Raw genomic sequence first — 16,098 nt, 5'->3', positions numbered from 1 at the left:
CTCACCGCCATGGCCTATACGACGCATGAATCCGCTCCTCGGAAAACACGTTTCACTGGTGGTCGCCGCCCTGACCACCGTCTCTTTCCAAGCCTCCGCCCAAGACGCGCCTTCCGCGACCTTCCGCAATCCCGTCATCGCCGGTGACTTCTGCGACCCCAGCGTCATCCTCGTCGGCGATACCTACTACGCCACGGGCACTTCCTCGGAGTGGGCGCCCTACTACCCGATCTACACCTCAAAGGACCTCGTCAACTGGCAGCACGTCGGCCATGTCTTCGACAAGAAGCCGGAGTGGACCTCGGGCAGCTTCTGGGCCCCCGAGCTCTACCATCACAACGGCACTTTCTACGTCTACTACACCGCTCGTAAGAAGTCGGATAACATCTCAGTGATCGGCGTCGCCACCAGTAAGGACCCGTCGAAGGGCTTCACCGATCACGGCATCATCTGCGAATGGGGCTCCGAGGCCATCGACGGCTTCGTCTTCAAGGACAACGACGGCAAGTTCTACTTCTCTTGGAAAGCCTACGGTCTGGAGCGCGGCAAGGACGTCACCCTCATCTTCCAGGAAATGACCGATGATCTCCTGAAGCTGAAGGGCGAGACGGTCGAGATCCTGAAGGCCGATGGCAAGCCGATCTCCGCCGAGGGTCAGGTCATGACCCGCCGCGGCGACTGGTACTACGTCTTCTACTCGCCGAAGGGCTGCTGCGGCAGGGGCTGCGACTATGAGCTCTCGGTCGCCCGCTCCAAGAGCCTGAAGGGCCCATGGGAACCCTCCCCCGTGAACCCCATCCTCTCCGGCGGCGATGAATGGACCTGCCCCGGCCACGGCACCTTGGTCGATCTCCCCGACAAGCGCAGCTACTTCCTCTACCACGCCTACAACAAGAAGGAGAACGTCTACACCGGTCGCCAGGGCATGCTCGGCGAACTCACTTGGCAAGACAACGGCTGGCCCATCTTCGCCGATGGCACCACCCCTGCCACCACCGCGGCTTCTCCCTTCGGCAAGTCGCAAGCTCCTCTGCCCGCCGACTTCGTTCAAACCTTCGACACGCCCGAGCTCTCGCCCTCATGGCTGTGGGATCTCCAGCGCGAGCCCAAGACCAGCGTTGCGGAAGGCCAGCTTCAACTCGGCGTCGCGGATGCCGCCGAGCCCAGCCTCGCCGGAACCTTCTTCGGCACCCGCGTCCAGAAGGGCGACTACACCCTCACCGCCACCATCGACCCAAGCGGCCCCGTACAAGAGGGCATCGCCATCTACGGCGACTCCAAAAGTGCCTTCGCCCTCCGCATCGAAGGCGAGAACGTCGTCCTCTCGAAGGTCGAGAAAGGCGAAGCCAAACAGCTCGCCAGCACCGCCCTTCCCGCAGGCTCCAAGACCCAGCTCCGCATGAGCGTCCGCGAAGGCCACCTCTTCAGCTTCTCCGCCAGTGGCGATGGCAAGGACTGGAAGCCCGTCGGCGAGCCCTCCATCGACGGCGCCTTCATTCCGCCTTGGGACCGCGCCCCTCGCGCCGGTCTCGTCGTCGCCGGCAAGCCGGGCGACACCGGCAAGTTCGATTCCTTCGAGCTCCGCTACACGAAGCCTTGAACAAGGAGGGGGCGCGTCTCGCGCCCCTTTCTGCTCAGAAAGTTCCCGGAAAGGTCGGCCATCGCGGTCTTTCCGGGTCTCACTCTCCCACCATCCCCGGCGGAATGTGAAACAACAGCCGCGCGTGCCACGCTGGCGGATGCACCAGCAACCCGCTGATACTCGCCTTCTTCACCTCCACCGAACTCCCGCTGCAACCTAACAGCCACTCGATCAGCGAGGACAAATCCGGCTCGTGCCCGACGATCGCCACGCGCCCGAAATCGCTGAAGGCCACCAGCTCGCGGATCGCCGTTTCCGGGTCCATTCCACAGGCCAGCCAGCCTTGCACCACCGGCCCCGGCATTTCCGCAGCTTCACACAGCCGCTCCGCCGTTTGCCGCGCCCGCACCAGCGGACTCGTTAGAACGACGTCCGGCCGCCGGTCGATCTTCTTCAAAAACCGACCCAGCTTCTCCGATTGCTCGAAGCCCTTGGCGACCAGTGCGCGCTCGCCATCCCCGCCGGGATGCCCGTGGGCTTCGGCCTTTGCGTGACGAATGACGAGCAGTTCCATGGACCGGCAAACTTACATCGTCATCCCGCCATCGACAGCAAGAACTTGCCCGGTGATGTAACGGGCTTCCTTGCTCGCCAGGAACAGCACCGCCGCAGCGATGTCACCCGTTTCGCCGAAGCTGGAGAGCGGAATGTTCTTCAGCACCTCCTCGCGCACCTTCTCCGGCAGCTCGCCGGTCATGTCCGTGGTGATGAAGCCCGGTGCCACCGCATTGCAGGTCACCGCGCGTCCGGAAAGCTCCTTTGCCACCGACTTCGTGAAGCCGATCAAGCCCGCCTTGGAGGCCGCGTAGTTCGCCTGCCCCGCATTGCCGATCAGGCCGATCACGGAGGCGATGTTGATGATCCGCGGATCCTCCGCCTTCATCAGCACCCGCATGAAAGCCTTCACCGTGTTGAAGGCACCCTTGAGATTCGTATCGAGCACCGTGTCCCAGTCCTCTTCCTTCATCCGCATCAGCAGGCCGTCCCGCGTCACCCCGGCATTGTTCACCAGGATGTTCACCGTGCCGAAGTCCGCGATGATCGTCTTGCCCAGCTCCTGCACCGCTTCGTGGTCGGCCACGTCGATCGCATAAGCCTTCGCTGCTCCCGGATAGAGCGCGTTGATCTCCTCCGCGGACTTCCCGCAGCTCGATTCACTGCGGCTCACCACGGCCACCTTCGCCCCCTCGGCGGCGAATGCCATCGCGATCGAGCCACCGATCCCGCGTCCACCGCCCGTCACCACAGCCGTCTTTCCTGCAAAGCGTTGCATGCACGGAGCGTGCGACGGGCCCGGGAGCTTTGCCAATGGAGAAATGCCCTCCGCCCTTCTCCGGCAAGCCGCGCTTTGCTCTTCCGCCCCCTCGTGCCCGCCGCTTACATCGGCCCCATGCGCTGCCCCTATTGCAGTCACCCCCTCGCCGAAACCGCGGTGGAGTGCCTGCATTGCCATCTCACTCTCGACCGCGCCACCGCCATCCTCGGTGCCGTCCCCCGCATCAGCCGCGGCGTCTGCGATACCACCGGCACGCTCTCGAAGAAGGAGGTTCAAAAAATCGCCAAGGTCGGCGGCAAGCTCGCCTGGACCTTCCCCCAGATTTCGCTCCACGTCCTGCTCCACCACTTCCCGCAGGAGCATCCCTTCTCCCTCCACGTCTTCTGGCTCTTCAATTGCGGCGGCCTCTCCACCGAGTCCTCCCGCGGCGAGAATAACCACGCCATCCTCCTCGCCATCGATCCCCGCCAAGGCCGCTCCGCACTTACCGTCGGCTACGGCCTCGAGCCCTTCCTCAGCGACGAAGCGATGGACCATCTGCTGGAACTCTCCGAGCCCGCATGGAAAAACGGTCACTGGACCCGCGGGATCCTCGATGTCATCGCCGGCCTCGACCGTCTGTTAGAGAATGCCGCGCTCGAAGTCGCCGCTGGCTTCGGTCTCAAAGCACAGGCAGAATCCGGCCGCGGCAAGGAATTCTGATCCTCAGGCGAAGGCCTTCAGGAAACCCACCTCCAGCGCCAGCTGCTCCTGCGCGTTCGTGTCCAGCGTCGAGCGCAGCTCGCCCAGCGCCTCCATCCGCCGCACCAGTTGCGGCAGATCCTCGGTCGCGGCCACCGCCAGCGTCTGTTCTGCCGAAAGCGGGAAATCCAGCCCGGCCGCCACGCCTGTCTTGCAGCGCAGTACATCCGCCATCCAGGACTGCAGCACCTCGAACAAGCGCGAGCGCTCCTCCAGATACTCGGACTCCGCCGCCGCCTTCAGCGCCTCCTCGCGCCGCTTCAGATAATCGCCCTCGAAACCCTTGTTCAGCGCCTTCTCCTCTTCGGCCAGCTGCGCTTCCGCGGCTTCCACCGCTTCCGCTTTCCGCTGCTCCAGGATCGTCGCGAAGACCGACTTCAGCGTCAGTGCCACCGTCGCCGAGCCGAAGCCCCCTTTCGAGGCCTGGTCCAGCGCCCGCACCAGCTCTCCGCCGGCGCCCTCCATCAGATCGGTGACCCCCGTCAGCGGCATCCGCACGCAGCGCGAAAGCACCGTCGGCAAAAGGGCGCCCGGATTCGGCGTCAGCAGCAGCAGCAGGGTCCGCGGCGGCGGCTCCTCCAGTGTCTTCAGGAAGGCATTCTCGGACGCGGCCGCCATCCGGTCTGCATCCACGATCACGCCCACCTTCCAGTTGCTCCCGGAGGAAACGTAAAGGCTCTTCTCCAGCTCCCGAATCGCGTCCACCACGATCCTACGCGACTTCGATTGCGGCCTCACGATCCGCACCCACTCGCCCTCCAGCTCGTCCAGCGGCGGAGTTTCCTCCACCACCGGCTCGCCGAAGAGATCGAAGCCCCCGCCCCCACCGCCGCCTTGCAGCAGCTTCACGATCCGTGCCGCCAGCCGCTCCTTCCCGCAGCCCCGCGGGCCGCTGATCAGGAAGGCATGCGCCAGACGCCCGCGCTCATGGGCGGACTTCACCAGTTCAAAGGCATGGTCGGGCGGGAAAGCCATCGCGGGCGATGCAAGCCCTCAATCCCCCACCCTTCAATCCCCAACTCTCAAATCTTGGCTCTTGGCTCTTGGCTCTTGGCTCACATCCACTCTTCCAGCTCCTCGATCCTCATCGCTTCCGCGCCGAAGGTCGTGGCCGTCAGTTGCACCATCCCGTCGTTGGTCGCCACCATCACCCGGTCGCCCTTTTCCGCGAAGCGCGCCGCCAGCCGCTCGATCACCGCATCCGCCGTCTCCCGTGCCTTGGAGTAGATGATCAGGATCCCGTCCTCGTTTCCACCCTCGTAGCCGCGCTCCGTGTGCCGACCGTCGAAGACCACTACCACTTTCCACTCCCCGCGGTCCCCGATGTCCCGCAGCGCCTTGATCAGCTCGTGCCGCGCCAGATGCCGCTTCGGCCCGTGGTGCAGTTCCCGCAGTGCCTCGATCCCGAAGATCGCGCTATGTCCGTCCACAATAAGAAGCTGCTCCACCGCGCCACAAAGAAAGAGAGCCGGTCACGAATCGCAACCGGCTCCCTGAAAATAATTGCTACTTTGAAGCGCTTTACTCCTCGGAGGCGGGAGCGTCGGCACCTTCGGTGGCTTCCGGAGCCTCGCTGTCCTCGGACTTCGCGGCCTTCTTGGCCGGAGCCTTCTTCGCGGCGGCTTTCTTGGCCGGAGCCTTCTTCGCGGCAGCCTTCTTGGCAGGCGCGCCGTCCGACTTCTTCGCCACGGAGGTCTTCTTGGCGACTCCGCCCTTGCTCTGCTCTTTCTTCCGCTTCAGGTAGAGCTTGCGGCGGCGGCGCTTGACGATCGTTTTGGTTTGCTGGCCCATGATATTGGTCGGGGCGGGGTTTTAAGGCCCCGCCCGCCCGGGTAGCAAGAGGAAATCCCTCAGAATAAACGCCAGCCCCGCAGGACCACCGCCCGGAGGCACCTTTCAGCCTTGCCCGGAACCCTCCCCGCCCCAAGCTTCCCCCCAAGTCATGCCCGGTCTTATCATCGCTCCCCGCGCCCGCATCTTCCACGGCCACGAGTGGGTCTACGCCACCGAAGTGAAGAAATCCTTCGGCGATCCCCAGCCGGGCGACGTCATCACGCTCAAGGACTTCCAAGACCGATCCCTCGGTAGCGCCATCTACAATCCCGCCTCCCAGATCGTCGCCCGCCGCTTCTCCCGCCGGAAACAGGACCTCGATGCCGAGTTCTTCCTCCGCCGCATCCAGCAGTCCATCGATCTCCGCCAGCGCTCCGGCATCGATCCCACCCTTGCCCGCCTCGTCTGGAGCGAATCCGATGGCATGCCCGGCCTCATCATCGACCGCTACGGCCCGCACGTCGTCGTCCAGACCCTCACCTTGGCCATGCGCCAGCGCCTCGATCTCATCGTCGCCGCGCTCCAGGAACTCGTCGCTCCGGACTCCATCATCCTCCGCAATGACTCCCCGGTCCTGAAGGCCGAGGGCATCGAGCAGGAAATCACCATGGTCCACGGCTCGAACCCCGGCGCCTTCATCGTCGAGGCAAACGACCTGAAGTTTGAGATCGACCTCTTCGACGGTCAGAAGACCGGCCTCTACCTTGACCAGCTCCAGTCCCATGCCGAAGTCGCCGCCCTCGCCAAGGGCAAGCGCGTCCTCGATTGCTTCACCAACCAAGGCGGCTTCGCCCTCGCCTGTGCCAAGGCCGGTGCCGCGAAAGTCACCGCCGTCGATATCTCCGAAAGCGCCTGCGCCGCCGCCCGCCGGAACGCCGAGCTGAACGGCCTCGAAATCGAAGTCATCGGCCACAATGTCTTCGACTTCCTCAAGCACGCCTCCCCGGATTACGACCTCATCATCCTCGATCCCCCTAGCTTCACGCGGAACAAGAAGACCCTCATGGACGCCATGCGCGGCTACAAGGAGATCCACCTCCGTTCCCTCAAGCTCTTGGATAAGGGCGGCATCCTCTCCACCTTCTGCTGCTCCCACCACGCCAGCCGCGAGCTCTTCCAATCGAACCTCGTCGATGCCGCCGTGGACGCGAAGAAGTCCCTGCGCCTCCTCGCCAACCACGGCCAGCGCCCCGACCACCCCGTCCTCCTCGCCATCCCGGAAACCGAGTATCTCAAAGGCATCACCGCCGAACTCATGGCCGGGCGCTGATCCCCTAGGAGCACGCCCCACCCCGCCCCCATGGTAGCGGAAGCACTTCGTGCTTCCGGCTGCTTGCGTCCGCCCGGAAGTCGTCATCCTGTTCTCGTTCGATATCCCCTCTCCCCCCGCTTCACCGGATTCGTAACAGCATCTAACAGAATCTGCCCCTCATCGTCCCACCCGGGACCGCGGATCTTCAGTCCGCCCCACCGTGCCTGCGAAGCGACCAACGCGGCCCGCCCATCCATCTCGGCCACGCGACCGGGCCCAAATCCCGCAACACAGCCGGACACCGCTTCCTTGCCTCCCCTAATGACCGGGATAGCATCCAAGGCTCATAGAGAGGCACCCCTCCATGGCTGATTCCGACAACCCATATCAAACTCCTCAAAACACTTCCGCCGCCCCGCTCTCTGCAGTGAACTGCCCGAACTGCGGCAGTCCCATGCAGGAAGGGAATGTCACCGGCCACATCTACTGGAGAACCAAGGGCTCTCCGACCGGATGGCGCTTCTTCCCGAGGAAGCGCCTCACCATCTTCGGAGGATCCTTCGAGTTCACCCTCACCACGCCCCGCGCCCCCGGGCACCGCTGCCCCTCGTGCGGACTCGCCATCCTCCAACTCAAGCCGAATGCCGTTTAGGCTTGAGGAGCCCCCCACTGCACCGATTCAGAGGATCAGATGGATTTAGAGACAGGATCCGGAAAGTCGACAAGGGAAGTCCATCCTTGGAAAACCCACACAGTCTCATCCGTGTAATCCGTGTAATCCGTGGGCAATCTGCCCGAAGTCCGATGTGGATTGCTTCTGAAGAACGAGTCCTTAACGGCATTGAGTTCAAGCCGGACCGATAACGCTCAACGCTGATCTCCGCGTTTTCATCCACGGTTCGCACCGCCTTCACACGCGGGAGATCCGCTTCGCGATCCTTGTCGCTTGCGAAGCTGTCCCGGCTCCGCCTGAATTCCCCGCGTCCCCCTTGTCCATGTTTCTCCGCCTCACCCTCCTGTTCGCCGCCTTCCTCCCCCTCCTCGCTGCGGCCCACCCCATGGACGAGAGTTTTGTCTGGGGCAATCAAACCGTCGCCACCGCCACCGGCGTGGACCCCCAATATGGCGGAGTCGTTTGTGATCTCACCCTCTCGGAATCGCGATACCCCTTCGTCGCTTACGGCACCACCAACCCCGCCTCCCTGCGCTCGGTCAGATGGCGGAACGGCAACAAGATCGACGAGCCTATCCTCACTACCTCTGGTGAAGTCACCGCGGTCCAAGTGCAGGCCACCGGCCGGGACATCGTGATGATCCATGAGGTCCGCACCTACTACCCCGTCAACTTCGCCTGGGGCCATACCCTTTACTATTCGCGCCTCAAGGAGTCGGCCTGGTCCACACCGGAACCCATCCTCACCTCCAGCGGCGGTCACAGCTTTGATCTCGATCTCGCACCCGACGGGACACCCCTCGTCGCCATCAATTGCCCCCTCTACACTGGCTATCCTTCCAGCGATGAGGTCCGCCTCTACCGCCGCCAAGCCTCCGCATGGACCTACGAGCTGGTCCGCCCGGTCGTCGACTACGCCTCCGTCTCTTCGGTCCGGCTCGCCATCCTGCCGGACGGCCAGCCACACATCGCCTACATCGAGTACAGCCCCATCAGCGGCGGCCCCCCGAATCACACCCGGCACGCATCACGTCTGAATGGCACTTGGTCTTCCACCACCATCCTTCAAGGGAATCTCGGCGCATTCGCCTGCGGGCGGGATGGCATCCTTCGCGTTGCCGGTGCCGGGGCCTATCGCGAGTTCAGGAATGGCTCATGGTCTTCCATCGAGCAACCCGGCGAACCTTGGGCCAGCGGTACCAGGGATAGCCTCGCCGCATCAACGGATGGCACGGTCTACCTCGTCGGCATGATGGAACTCCGGGTCCGCAGGCAGGGAGTCTGGAGCACATTCCCTACCACGACCCATCACCGCGTGCTCGTCGATGACAACGGCATCCCCCATCTCCTCGGTGCGAAGGGCAGCCTCGTCCGTCATCAGACCCGTATCCCTTCCTCATGGAATCATTCCGACATCACCGTGGTGGGCTCCCCGGATGCGCGCCTGCTCGGTGTCGTCGCACCGGTGAATGACGATCCCCGCGTCTACGCCTATCACTTCGAGGATCCGGCAGGAAACCGCGAGTATTCCTTGGCGAATGGCTCGTGGACCAACGCTTCGGTCGCACACCAGACTGCACAGGTCGAGTATGTCAGGCAACCGGGAGGTCCCCTTCACGCGCTCTCCGGCGCCTTCCACTGGTTTGGCAGCCGCACCTCCCTCACCAGCGATCCCATCCCGGTTAACACCGGTGGTAGCAGCTCGACCGCAATTTACTCGCTCGCCTTGGACTCCGCCGGCAATCCTCATGCCACCTTCCCCGTCTACATTTCGGGCAGCGGGAACTGGATCTACTATGCCGCGAAGCGGAACGGCTCTTGGCAGACCAGCCAGGTCGCCGCCGTGAGCGCCACCACTCATTCCGCCGTCGCCGTCGATAGCCAGGAGGTCCCTCACATCCTCACCTCGGACGGATTCTACAAGAAGGTCGGAGCCACATGGCAGCGCGAGTTCCAGCTCTCGAATGTCCGCTATACCTGTCTCGTCGCCACTGCGGACGGAAACCTTCACGGCCTCTATGTGTCCGACTCCGCCCTCTTCACCTTCACCGGTAAGAACGGCAACTACCGGATCGAACGCCTCGATGAAGGCATCGGCCACTCTTCCCGCCCCTCCCTCGCACTCGCCAAAGGCCGCCCGATTGCCGCATGGGTCAGTACCCGCGAGTATCCTCGCTCGTACATGCTCAACTTCGCGGAGTATGTCGGCAACTACTGGCGCCAGGAGACCGTCGTCCCGATCGCCGAGAATCAGGAATACGGGGATGAGGTCCGCGTCACCGCCGATCCCTCGGGGCAAGTCTACCTCGTTGCTCCGCGGTCGTATGTCGTAAGCTCCACCATCAAGAACCGCTTGCTGCTCCACAAGCGGCTGATCACTGCTCCCGCCACTCCGGATCGACCTCTTAGGCCGGTGATGAATCCTGCCCGCCCGCGGGAGTTTCACCTCCCTCTCCCGCTCGCCTCGCTGCCGCTCGAGTTCCAAGCCTCCACCGATCTATCGACTTGGACCACCCTCTTGGATCTTTCCGCGCACCCTGCCCTTCCCGCAGCGCCGGACTCCATCGAAATTCGTGGCGATGGCTTTCGCAATGATCTGATCTACCGCGCCCCGGCCGATGCCCGCCAGCGCTTCGTCCGGATCGCGGAGAAGTAGCTCCTTCATCCGCCTTCCCACCGGAAAAGGCCCTGCCACTCAGTTCCGATCGCTTGCAACCATGGAATGCTTGAAGAAGCGATAAGTGTGCCGCGACTTGGTTTCGGTTAGATGGGTATCCGAACCCGCAGGCGGAAAAAGCACTCGCTTTAGGGGCGCGATCTCGAATGCCTTCAGGCAAGCCGGGCGCCAGGGATCAACATCATTCCAACCCAGCACCAGCCACCCTCCGGGTTTCAAGGCTCTCGCCAGTTGCCCCGCAGCCTCCGCGATCTGGTTCCGCTCGTTCACTCCCCATCCGAGCACGCCATTGCACATGATCAGATCGAAGGCGTCGGCTTCCACATGACGGTCCAACTCCAGCACCGATCCGACATGGTGCTTGCTGCTTCTCGCATGCCTCGCCTTCGCCGGATCCAGATCGATCGTCTCGTAGCGCTCCGCACCTGTTAGATCCGGGTAGGCGCGGGTATACCAATCGCAGCCGACATCCAGCACCGCTTTCACCCCGGCCTGGTCCCGCAGCCACGGAACTACCTCGTCCTCCAGGAAGATCCGGTCCGGAGTCCGCAAGCGGAAGTGACCACCCATCCGCCGGGTCCTCAGATAGAGCCGGAAGTCGGATGGAAGAAGCAATCGTGCAATGGGGGCTAGGAGGCTTCGCATGAGATCCGGGGATTCCTAGAATCCCTTCTTCTCTCGCACCTCGGAATCCCATGGCGATTGGAATTCCCTTTCCATATCCCACTCGCCCCGAATTCTGCGCATAAGGAGCAGCGACCTTACTGTCGCTGGCACCGGTTTGGGCAGCTACGCCCGCGACCTGCCTCACCTCCTCGTCGAATCCGTCCCGCCCCGGATTCCTTTGTATCGATGATTCCAGATTCCCAAGTTTGGAGCCTGAAACATCAGATCTCAAATCTCTCAACTCTCCCCGCTTTCAAATCGGCGCCCCGTCGCGATCATTCCTCCGGCGGCGCACTATCCTGCGGCACATCGATATTCTCCGGCAGCGACGCATTCCCATCCTCCTCGACTCCCGCAGGAATCCGGAAGTGCTTCCTCTCCGCCGCCGGGAAGGTGGGATCCGCCACCAAGCGTCCAGCGGGGATGCCCCGCACATCGACGACCTTGTTATTATACGGGCTCATGACGTAGCCCGGCTTCCCGGGCACCACTTGAGCCTCGGGGATGGTCTCCTTCATCTCCGGCACCTCGAACTGCTTGCTCGCATCGCCCGGATATTTCGGATCCTCCACCAGTTCGCCTTTCGACTTCCCGCCCACATCGACGATCTCACCACTGAAGGGACTGATCACCTTCCCCGGCTGACCCACCGCCGGAGTCGCCACCGGCGGCCTCTTGGGCTTCGCCTCCCGCTCGCCGCTCTTTCCTTCCCTCGCCGGCTCCTTCGACTCGGCCTCGGTCAGCTTCGGCAGAGCAGAGCTGCTCTTCTTCGGTCCCGCCTTCGCGGCCTCACCTCCCGCCGCTTCACCCCCTTTGTCACAAGAGGAAAGGGCTAGGGCAGACAACACAAGGCAGGTTCGGATCTTCATCCTCCCAGATGAATCGAAGACAAGCCTCCACGTCAAGGAGCCACCTTGTCCCGGCTACCATTCCTCAAGGCTTCTCCTTCGCCCCTTCCTCCTCCCGCACCTCCTTCGACGGAATCGGCCGGATCAGGTCCGCCGGATCTAACAACTTCGGCGGCTCAGCCTCGCTTTTCGGCGGCTCCGGCACGCGGAAATACTTCTTCTGCTCCATCGGATACGTCGGATCCGCTACCAGGGTCCCGGGAGCGATTCCCTTCACATCGATGGGCTTGCCATTGTAGGGACTGATCACCATTCCCGGCTGACCGGACACCGGCTCGGCCACCGGTGGCTTCTTCTCGATCAGCACCGCATCGTCCTCCTCCTTCGACGGCTCTGCCATTGCCGCCTCCTTCACCTCGCCCTGTCCCTGCTCCGCCGGGCGTACTGGCTCGTTTCGCTCGCAAGACACGAGCGGAAGCAACAGCATGATCCCGATCCAAACACCCTTCACCCACTGAAGGAATGGAAGAGGGATTGCGACCCGTCAAGCCGACCTACGATGAATTCCTCTAACTGGCCATGGAAAGACGGCGGAAAGCTTCGCTTCGACCGCTTCATGGACCTCGCGCTCCACGATCCGGACCGCGGTTACTACGCCCGTCGCATCCGCGCCGTGGGTAAGGGTGGCGACTTCACCACCACCCCCATGCTCACACCGGCCTTGGGCAAGGCGGTCGCGGCGTGGGCTCTCGACGCGCTTCGCGAGACCCGCTGCCGCGATCTGATCGAACTCGGCCCCGGCGAAGGCCTGCTCGCCCGTGCGGTGATCCAAGCCCTACCGTGGTGGCAACGCCTCCGCACCAGGATTCACCTCGTCGAAACCTCCTCCCCCCTCCGCGCCCGACAGCAGAGTCTCCTCGGCCCCAAGGTCCGCTGGCATGCCTCGATCAATGAAGCCCTCGAAGCTTGCGGCGGTCGTGCCTGCATCTACTCGAACGAGTTTGTCGATGCCTTCCCCGTACGCCGCTTCCGCCGTGAGCCGGATGGATGGAGCGAGCTCTTTCTCTCTCCCGCCGAAGTCTGGGAACCCTGCTCCGATCTTCCCTCATCCTCCGCCCTTCAGTCCTCTTTCCCTTCCGGACAAATCGTGGAAGTGATGGATGCCTATCACGCTTGGCTCGATACTTGGACCGGACACTGGAGGGCCGGTCGCATGCTGACCATCGACTATGGAGCAGAAGTGGACACCCTCTACCATCGCCGCCCCCGGGGCTCCTTCCGCGCCTACCTCCTCCAGCAGCGACTGGAGGGCCCGGATGCCTATGGCAATCCCGGCAAGCAGGATCTCACCGCGGACGTCAACTTCACCGATCTCCAAGACTGGTCCTCCCCTTCGCTCGAAACCCGTGCACTCACGACCCAAGCCGAGTTCCTTCGGCCCCACGCCGATCCCTCCCGTCCCGCCGATGCCCAGGCGATCGATCCGCAGGGCGCGGGCGGAGCCTTCCTCGTCCTCGATCAGCAGCGCCTTGCGCCCCGGGCGGATTGACGCATCTTGGACCCGTGATCCGCTTCGTCTTCATCCTCATCGCTAGCGCCCTCACCGCCGTCGGCTTCGAGCTCCCGGCCAAATCGACCCAATGCATCGTCGGTGTCGCCAAAGACTGGAACTCATCCAACGTCACCCTCAAAGCCTACGAGAAACGCGGCGGCAAATGGGTTGAAGTCCTCGGCTCTTGGACCGGCCGCCTCGGACGCGATGGCTTGGTCTGGGGACTTGGCATCCATCCCCTGCCTCCCGGCGCCAAGGTGAAGAAGGAAGGCGACTTCCGCGCTCCCGCCGGCGTCTTCCACCTCGGCGGTGCTTGGGGTGCCCACGAAGGCATCAAAAAACACCCGAAACTCTTCTATCGCCAAGTCACCACCCGCGACCTCTGGGTCGAGGACCCTTTTTCCCCCAGCTACAACAAGCACCTTGTCCTCAATCACGAACCGGCCAGCGCTTGGGAGAAGAAGCAGCAGATGAAGCAGGATGACTACCCGCATTCATTGAAACTCTTTATTGCACATAATGCTCCCCCGAAAGTGTCTCCAGGCCACGGGAGCGCCATTTTCTTCCACATTTGGCGCGGCGCCGGCTCCAAACCCACCGCCGGTTGCACCACCATGGAGGAAGCCAAGCTCCGTCAACTCATCGCGTGGGTCGATCCCGGCAAGCAGCCCATCTACGTCCTACTTCCGCAAGCGGAGTACGCCACCAAAAAGGCGGAATGGAAACTCCCCTAAGCTAAGCCGTTTCCCGCTTGGAGGCAGCCACGCCCTGATAGAAGATCGCGAGAATCGGAATACAAATCGCGATACAAGCGCACTGGACCCACCAGTAAGTCGCCCAATCACCGTTGTGTGCACCCACCGTGAAGTCGTGTAGCCGCACGGCGAGGAGTGTTCCGATCACGGATCCCACGCCATTGCTCGCTAGACTTAGCAGCCCTTGTGCTTGAGTCCGCATCCCCGGGTCCACCCGACGATCCAGGAAGAGTTGCCCCGTGATGAAGTAGAGCGTGTAGCACAAACCGTGAAGCGAGATGCCGGCGATGAGCCATCCACTCGCTCCACTCATTCCAGCCACCGCAAACAAGCCATAGCGCAATGCGGAGAGACCAAGCGCGAACATCAGGACCGTTTTCACGCGAAAGCGATTCATGACGACCGACATGAGAAGCATCGCGGCGATTTCGCTGATCTGCCCGATCGTCATCGTCGCGGTCGGCTTGTCATTGCCGAGCGCGAACAGATGCATCGGCGTGTGCATGAAGAAGGCCGCTAGAGGAATCGAGAGAAGGGTCGTTACTGAGAAGAAGACCAGATGATCTCGCTCTTTCAGCAGGCGGAAGGCGTCTAGGCCAAGGAGCGTGCGGAGAGAGCGCGAGTTACCGAGCGGAGGAGTGTTCGGGAGAAAGAATGAGGAGATTCCGCAAACGCAGCGCGTGATCGCAGCGGCGTAGCCGGCCTTGGGTGAGGCGTCCGCGAAGATAACGAAGCTGGTAATGTAGCCGGCCGCCATCCAGCCAAGAGTGCCGCCGAGCCTTACGATCGGGAATTCCTCCTCTCCTGATCGGAGGTGGGCCATCGCGATCGTGGCGAGCATGCTGGCCATGGGGGCTGCAACGATTGAACTGCAGGCGAGAAGGCTGATGAAAAATGCCGGCGGACCGTTCCGATCCAAGACCGCGAAGGCGAAAGCCAAGAAACAGGAACTGATGATCCCGCAGAAGCCAACGACGCGCTGGGCGGAGAAACGATTATCGGCCAAGGCGCCGATGATCAGCGGAGAGATCATCGAAGCGACGGGGCCGGCCAAGAAGGCGAGAGAAAGCCATTCGCTCCCGAGGCCCTTCGCCTTGAGGATATTGGGGATGGCTGGCGTGTAGTAGCCGGGCGCCATGCCCCAGAGGAAGAAGGCGATCCAGAGGCCGCTGATGACTGCGGGTGCAGTGCGGGAAAGCGGGGGTCGCGTCACGGCGGCGGAGGCTAGCGGGGAGGATGGCGGGTGCAAGACACACTTGCTAGCGGGGAAACTGATCAGAAAGGATTAAGGTTTGCCCTGCGAAGTTAATAAGAGCTTCAAGGCAATATCGGGGGCGAACAGGATGCGCCGGAATGAAGAAGCCATCAGGAATCCGGAAGACCCTGCCGTTCAAGGTCACCCATGCAGCTCTGGCCCAGCTGACCCGGTCCCGTCTGGTCCAACGCTCCTTGGAAAGGGTGATTTCCTATGCGCAGAGCCATTTGGGCATCGGGAGCGGGGCGGACGTTCTGTTCAGCGGCGAGAATTTGATTGTCAAGCAGTTGCGGAATCTTGCGCGTCCCGATTCCGCTCCCCTTTGCGTCTTCGATGTGGGCGCGAACCAAGGGCAGTTTCTCCGGCTGATTGATGAGAATGTCGAAGCTCCCCATCAGGTTCACTGCTTCGAGCCATCGGGCTATTCCCATGCGATCCTGCAGAAGTTCGGCGGCTAGCGTGCGAATGTCACCTTGAACCGCTTCGGACTCGGTAAGATTGCCGGGGAGTTCGATCTCTTCTGCAACGAGGAGGGCTCAGGCTTGGCTTCGCTGACCAAGCGCCAGCTGGATCATCATGGTATCGACTCGCGCACCTTCTTCCGGGACTTCTCTCACTTCTTCCGGGCTCATGGGATGGGCTCCACGTTCCGGATTCTACCCGCGGGCGATCTTCAGCCGATCCAAGGCTACACCGAGGCGCTCGAGCAGTTCCGCACGACCAACTTCCTGGTGCTACGGGACTGAGGATTCGCCCCGTCTACCGCCGACTTGGCGCGCGTCGGCTTTGCACCCGGCCATGAGGGTACAAAAAAGCGCCCGGCCCCGATGTTACTCGGGGCCGGGCGAATACCTGGCGGCGACCTACTCTCACAGGACCTGTCGTCCCAATACCATCGGCGCTGCAGCGTTTCACTTCCGGGTTCGGA

18 protein-coding genes and 1 rRNA gene are annotated in these 16,098 nt (G+C 62.7%); 9 read left to right on the top strand and 10 right to left on the bottom strand.

Annotation, left to right across the window (positions count from 1 at the left end; genetic code table 11):
- The first annotated feature begins 25 nt into the window (after positions 1–25).
- Positions 26–1,600 carry a family 43 glycosylhydrolase gene (locus OJ996_RS23825; protein ID WP_264516219.1) on the top strand — a complete coding sequence of 525 codons (1,575 nt, stop codon included), beginning with the start codon at positions 26–28 and terminating at the stop codon, positions 1,598–1,600.
- A gap of 79 nt (positions 1,601–1,679) precedes the next feature.
- On the opposite strand, the gene OJ996_RS23820 is transcribed toward OJ996_RS23825, so the two are convergent.
- Together OJ996_RS23820 and fabG are read right to left on the bottom strand one after the other, a co-directional pair.
- Positions 1,680–2,156: a SixA phosphatase family protein gene (locus OJ996_RS23820; RefSeq protein ID WP_264516218.1), complete on the bottom strand. Its 477-nt coding sequence runs from the start codon at positions 2,154–2,156 to the stop codon at positions 1,680–1,682.
- A 12-nt stretch (positions 2,157–2,168) separates the two neighbouring features.
- Complete coding sequence (fabG, locus tag OJ996_RS23815; protein WP_264516217.1) at positions 2,169–2,915, bottom strand: 3-oxoacyl-[acyl-carrier-protein] reductase; 747 nt, start codon at positions 2,913–2,915, stop codon at positions 2,169–2,171.
- Positions 2,916–3,008: 93 nt separating this feature from the next.
- Between fabG and OJ996_RS23810 the strand changes: the two genes are divergently transcribed.
- Positions 3,009–3,620: a TPM domain-containing protein gene (locus OJ996_RS23810; protein ID WP_264516216.1), complete on the top strand. Its 612-nt coding sequence runs from the start codon at positions 3,009–3,011 to the stop codon at positions 3,618–3,620.
- A gap of 3 nt (positions 3,621–3,623) precedes the next feature.
- Here the strand turns inward: OJ996_RS23810 and OJ996_RS23805 are convergent, their stop codons facing one another.
- From OJ996_RS23805 to OJ996_RS23795, 3 genes are all read right to left on the bottom strand, one after another.
- Positions 3,624–4,634: a DNA polymerase III delta subunit-related protein gene (locus OJ996_RS23805; RefSeq protein WP_264516215.1), complete on the bottom strand. Its 1,011-nt coding sequence runs from the start codon at positions 4,632–4,634 to the stop codon at positions 3,624–3,626.
- A gap of 80 nt (positions 4,635–4,714) precedes the next feature.
- Positions 4,715–5,107, bottom strand: coding sequence for an NYN domain-containing protein (locus OJ996_RS23800; protein WP_264516214.1), 393 nt, complete (start codon positions 5,105–5,107; stop codon positions 4,715–4,717).
- A gap of 73 nt (positions 5,108–5,180) precedes the next feature.
- Positions 5,181–5,450, bottom strand: a complete 270-nt coding sequence (locus OJ996_RS23795; protein ID WP_264516213.1) for a hypothetical protein — start codon at positions 5,448–5,450, stop codon at positions 5,181–5,183.
- A 151-nt stretch (positions 5,451–5,601) separates the two neighbouring features.
- Here OJ996_RS23795 and OJ996_RS23790 point away from each other — a divergent pair, with 151 nt between their 5' ends.
- The 3 genes from OJ996_RS23790 (at position 5,602) to OJ996_RS23780 (ending at position 10,073) form a co-directional block, all read left to right on the top strand.
- Entirely contained in the window at positions 5,602–6,762 is a 1,161-nt protein-coding gene (locus tag OJ996_RS23790; protein ID WP_264516212.1) for a class I SAM-dependent rRNA methyltransferase, read from the top strand.
- Between the two features lie 346 nt (positions 6,763–7,108).
- On the top strand, positions 7,109–7,396 hold the full coding sequence (locus OJ996_RS23785; RefSeq protein WP_264516211.1) for a PF20097 family protein: 288 nt from the start codon (positions 7,109–7,111) through the stop codon (positions 7,394–7,396).
- 343 nt (positions 7,397–7,739) lie between these two features.
- Entirely contained in the window at positions 7,740–10,073 is a 2,334-nt protein-coding gene (locus OJ996_RS23780) for a BNR repeat-containing protein (RefSeq protein ID WP_264516210.1), read from the top strand.
- 39 nt (positions 10,074–10,112) lie between these two features.
- On the opposite strand, the gene OJ996_RS23775 is transcribed toward OJ996_RS23780, so the two are convergent.
- From OJ996_RS23775 to OJ996_RS23765, 3 genes are all read right to left on the bottom strand, one after another.
- Positions 10,113–10,739 (bottom strand): class I SAM-dependent methyltransferase, encoded by a 627-nt coding sequence (locus tag OJ996_RS23775; RefSeq protein ID WP_264516209.1) that lies wholly within the window; start codon positions 10,737–10,739, stop codon positions 10,113–10,115.
- A gap of 296 nt (positions 10,740–11,035) precedes the next feature.
- On the bottom strand, positions 11,036–11,629 hold the full coding sequence (locus OJ996_RS23770) for a hypothetical protein (protein WP_264516208.1): 594 nt from the start codon (positions 11,627–11,629) through the stop codon (positions 11,036–11,038).
- Positions 11,630–11,693: 64 nt separating this feature from the next.
- On the bottom strand, positions 11,694–12,077 hold the full coding sequence (locus OJ996_RS23765; protein ID WP_264516207.1) for a hypothetical protein: 384 nt from the start codon (positions 12,075–12,077) through the stop codon (positions 11,694–11,696).
- Positions 12,078–12,167: 90 nt separating this feature from the next.
- On the opposite strand from OJ996_RS23765, the gene OJ996_RS23760 reads away from it, so the two are divergent.
- Positions 12,168–13,157, top strand: a complete 990-nt coding sequence (locus tag OJ996_RS23760; RefSeq protein WP_264516206.1) for an SAM-dependent methyltransferase — start codon at positions 12,168–12,170, stop codon at positions 13,155–13,157.
- Positions 13,158–13,171: 14 nt separating this feature from the next.
- On the top strand, positions 13,172–13,894 hold the full coding sequence (locus OJ996_RS23755; RefSeq protein ID WP_264516205.1) for a L,D-transpeptidase family protein: 723 nt from the start codon (positions 13,172–13,174) through the stop codon (positions 13,892–13,894).
- Position 13,895: 1 nt separating this feature from the next.
- Here the strand turns inward: OJ996_RS23755 and OJ996_RS23750 are convergent, their stop codons facing one another.
- On the bottom strand, positions 13,896–15,128 hold the full coding sequence (locus tag OJ996_RS23750) for an MFS transporter (RefSeq protein WP_264516204.1): 1,233 nt from the start codon (positions 15,126–15,128) through the stop codon (positions 13,896–13,898).
- A 140-nt stretch (positions 15,129–15,268) separates the two neighbouring features.
- On the opposite strand from OJ996_RS23750, the gene OJ996_RS23745 reads away from it, so the two are divergent.
- Together OJ996_RS23745 and OJ996_RS23740 are read left to right on the top strand one after the other, a co-directional pair.
- Entirely contained in the window at positions 15,269–15,628 is a 360-nt protein-coding gene (locus tag OJ996_RS23745; protein WP_264516203.1) for a class I SAM-dependent methyltransferase, read from the top strand.
- 15 nt (positions 15,629–15,643) lie between these two features.
- Entirely contained in the window at positions 15,644–15,916 is a 273-nt protein-coding gene (locus OJ996_RS23740; protein ID WP_264516202.1) for a hypothetical protein, read from the top strand.
- A gap of 104 nt (positions 15,917–16,020) precedes the next feature.
- Here OJ996_RS23740 and rrf read toward each other — a convergent pair.
- Positions 16,021–16,098 (bottom strand): 5S ribosomal RNA (gene rrf, locus OJ996_RS26610); the annotation flags it as partial.

Source organism: Luteolibacter rhizosphaerae (assembly GCF_025950095.1).
GTDB classification, from domain to species: Bacteria; Verrucomicrobiota; Verrucomicrobiia; order Verrucomicrobiales; family Akkermansiaceae; genus Haloferula; species Haloferula rhizosphaerae.
The sequence above is the reverse complement of the archived record's forward strand: the minus strand, read 5'-3'. Positions and strand labels throughout refer to the sequence as shown.

Excerpts from the sequence above, each read along its gene's own strand:
- OJ996_RS23825 (WP_264516219.1), top strand. The coding sequence starts at position 26 with ATGAATCCGCTCCTCGGAAAACACGTTTCACTGGTGGTCGCCGCCCTG.
- OJ996_RS23820 (WP_264516218.1), bottom strand. The coding sequence starts at position 2,156 with ATGGAACTGCTCGTCATTCGTCACGCAAAGGCCGAAGCCCACGGGCAT.
- fabG (WP_264516217.1), bottom strand. The coding sequence starts at position 2,915 with ATGCAACGCTTTGCAGGAAAGACGGCTGTGGTGACGGGCGGTGGACGC.
- OJ996_RS23805 (WP_264516215.1), bottom strand. The coding sequence starts at position 4,634 with ATGGCTTTCCCGCCCGACCATGCCTTTGAACTGGTGAAGTCCGCCCAT.
- OJ996_RS23795 (WP_264516213.1), bottom strand. The coding sequence starts at position 5,450 with ATGGGCCAGCAAACCAAAACGATCGTCAAGCGCCGCCGCCGCAAGCTC.
- OJ996_RS23790 (WP_264516212.1), top strand. The coding sequence starts at position 5,602 with ATGCCCGGTCTTATCATCGCTCCCCGCGCCCGCATCTTCCACGGCCAC.
- OJ996_RS23785 (WP_264516211.1), top strand. The coding sequence starts at position 7,109 with ATGGCTGATTCCGACAACCCATATCAAACTCCTCAAAACACTTCCGCC.
- OJ996_RS23780 (WP_264516210.1), top strand. The coding sequence starts at position 7,740 with ATGTTTCTCCGCCTCACCCTCCTGTTCGCCGCCTTCCTCCCCCTCCTC.
- OJ996_RS23775 (WP_264516209.1), bottom strand. The coding sequence starts at position 10,739 with ATGCGAAGCCTCCTAGCCCCCATTGCACGATTGCTTCTTCCATCCGAC.
- OJ996_RS23770 (WP_264516208.1), bottom strand. The coding sequence starts at position 11,629 with ATGAAGATCCGAACCTGCCTTGTGTTGTCTGCCCTAGCCCTTTCCTCT.
- OJ996_RS23760 (WP_264516206.1), top strand. The coding sequence starts at position 12,168 with ATGAATTCCTCTAACTGGCCATGGAAAGACGGCGGAAAGCTTCGCTTC.
- OJ996_RS23745 (WP_264516203.1), top strand. The coding sequence starts at position 15,269 with ATGAAGAAGCCATCAGGAATCCGGAAGACCCTGCCGTTCAAGGTCACC.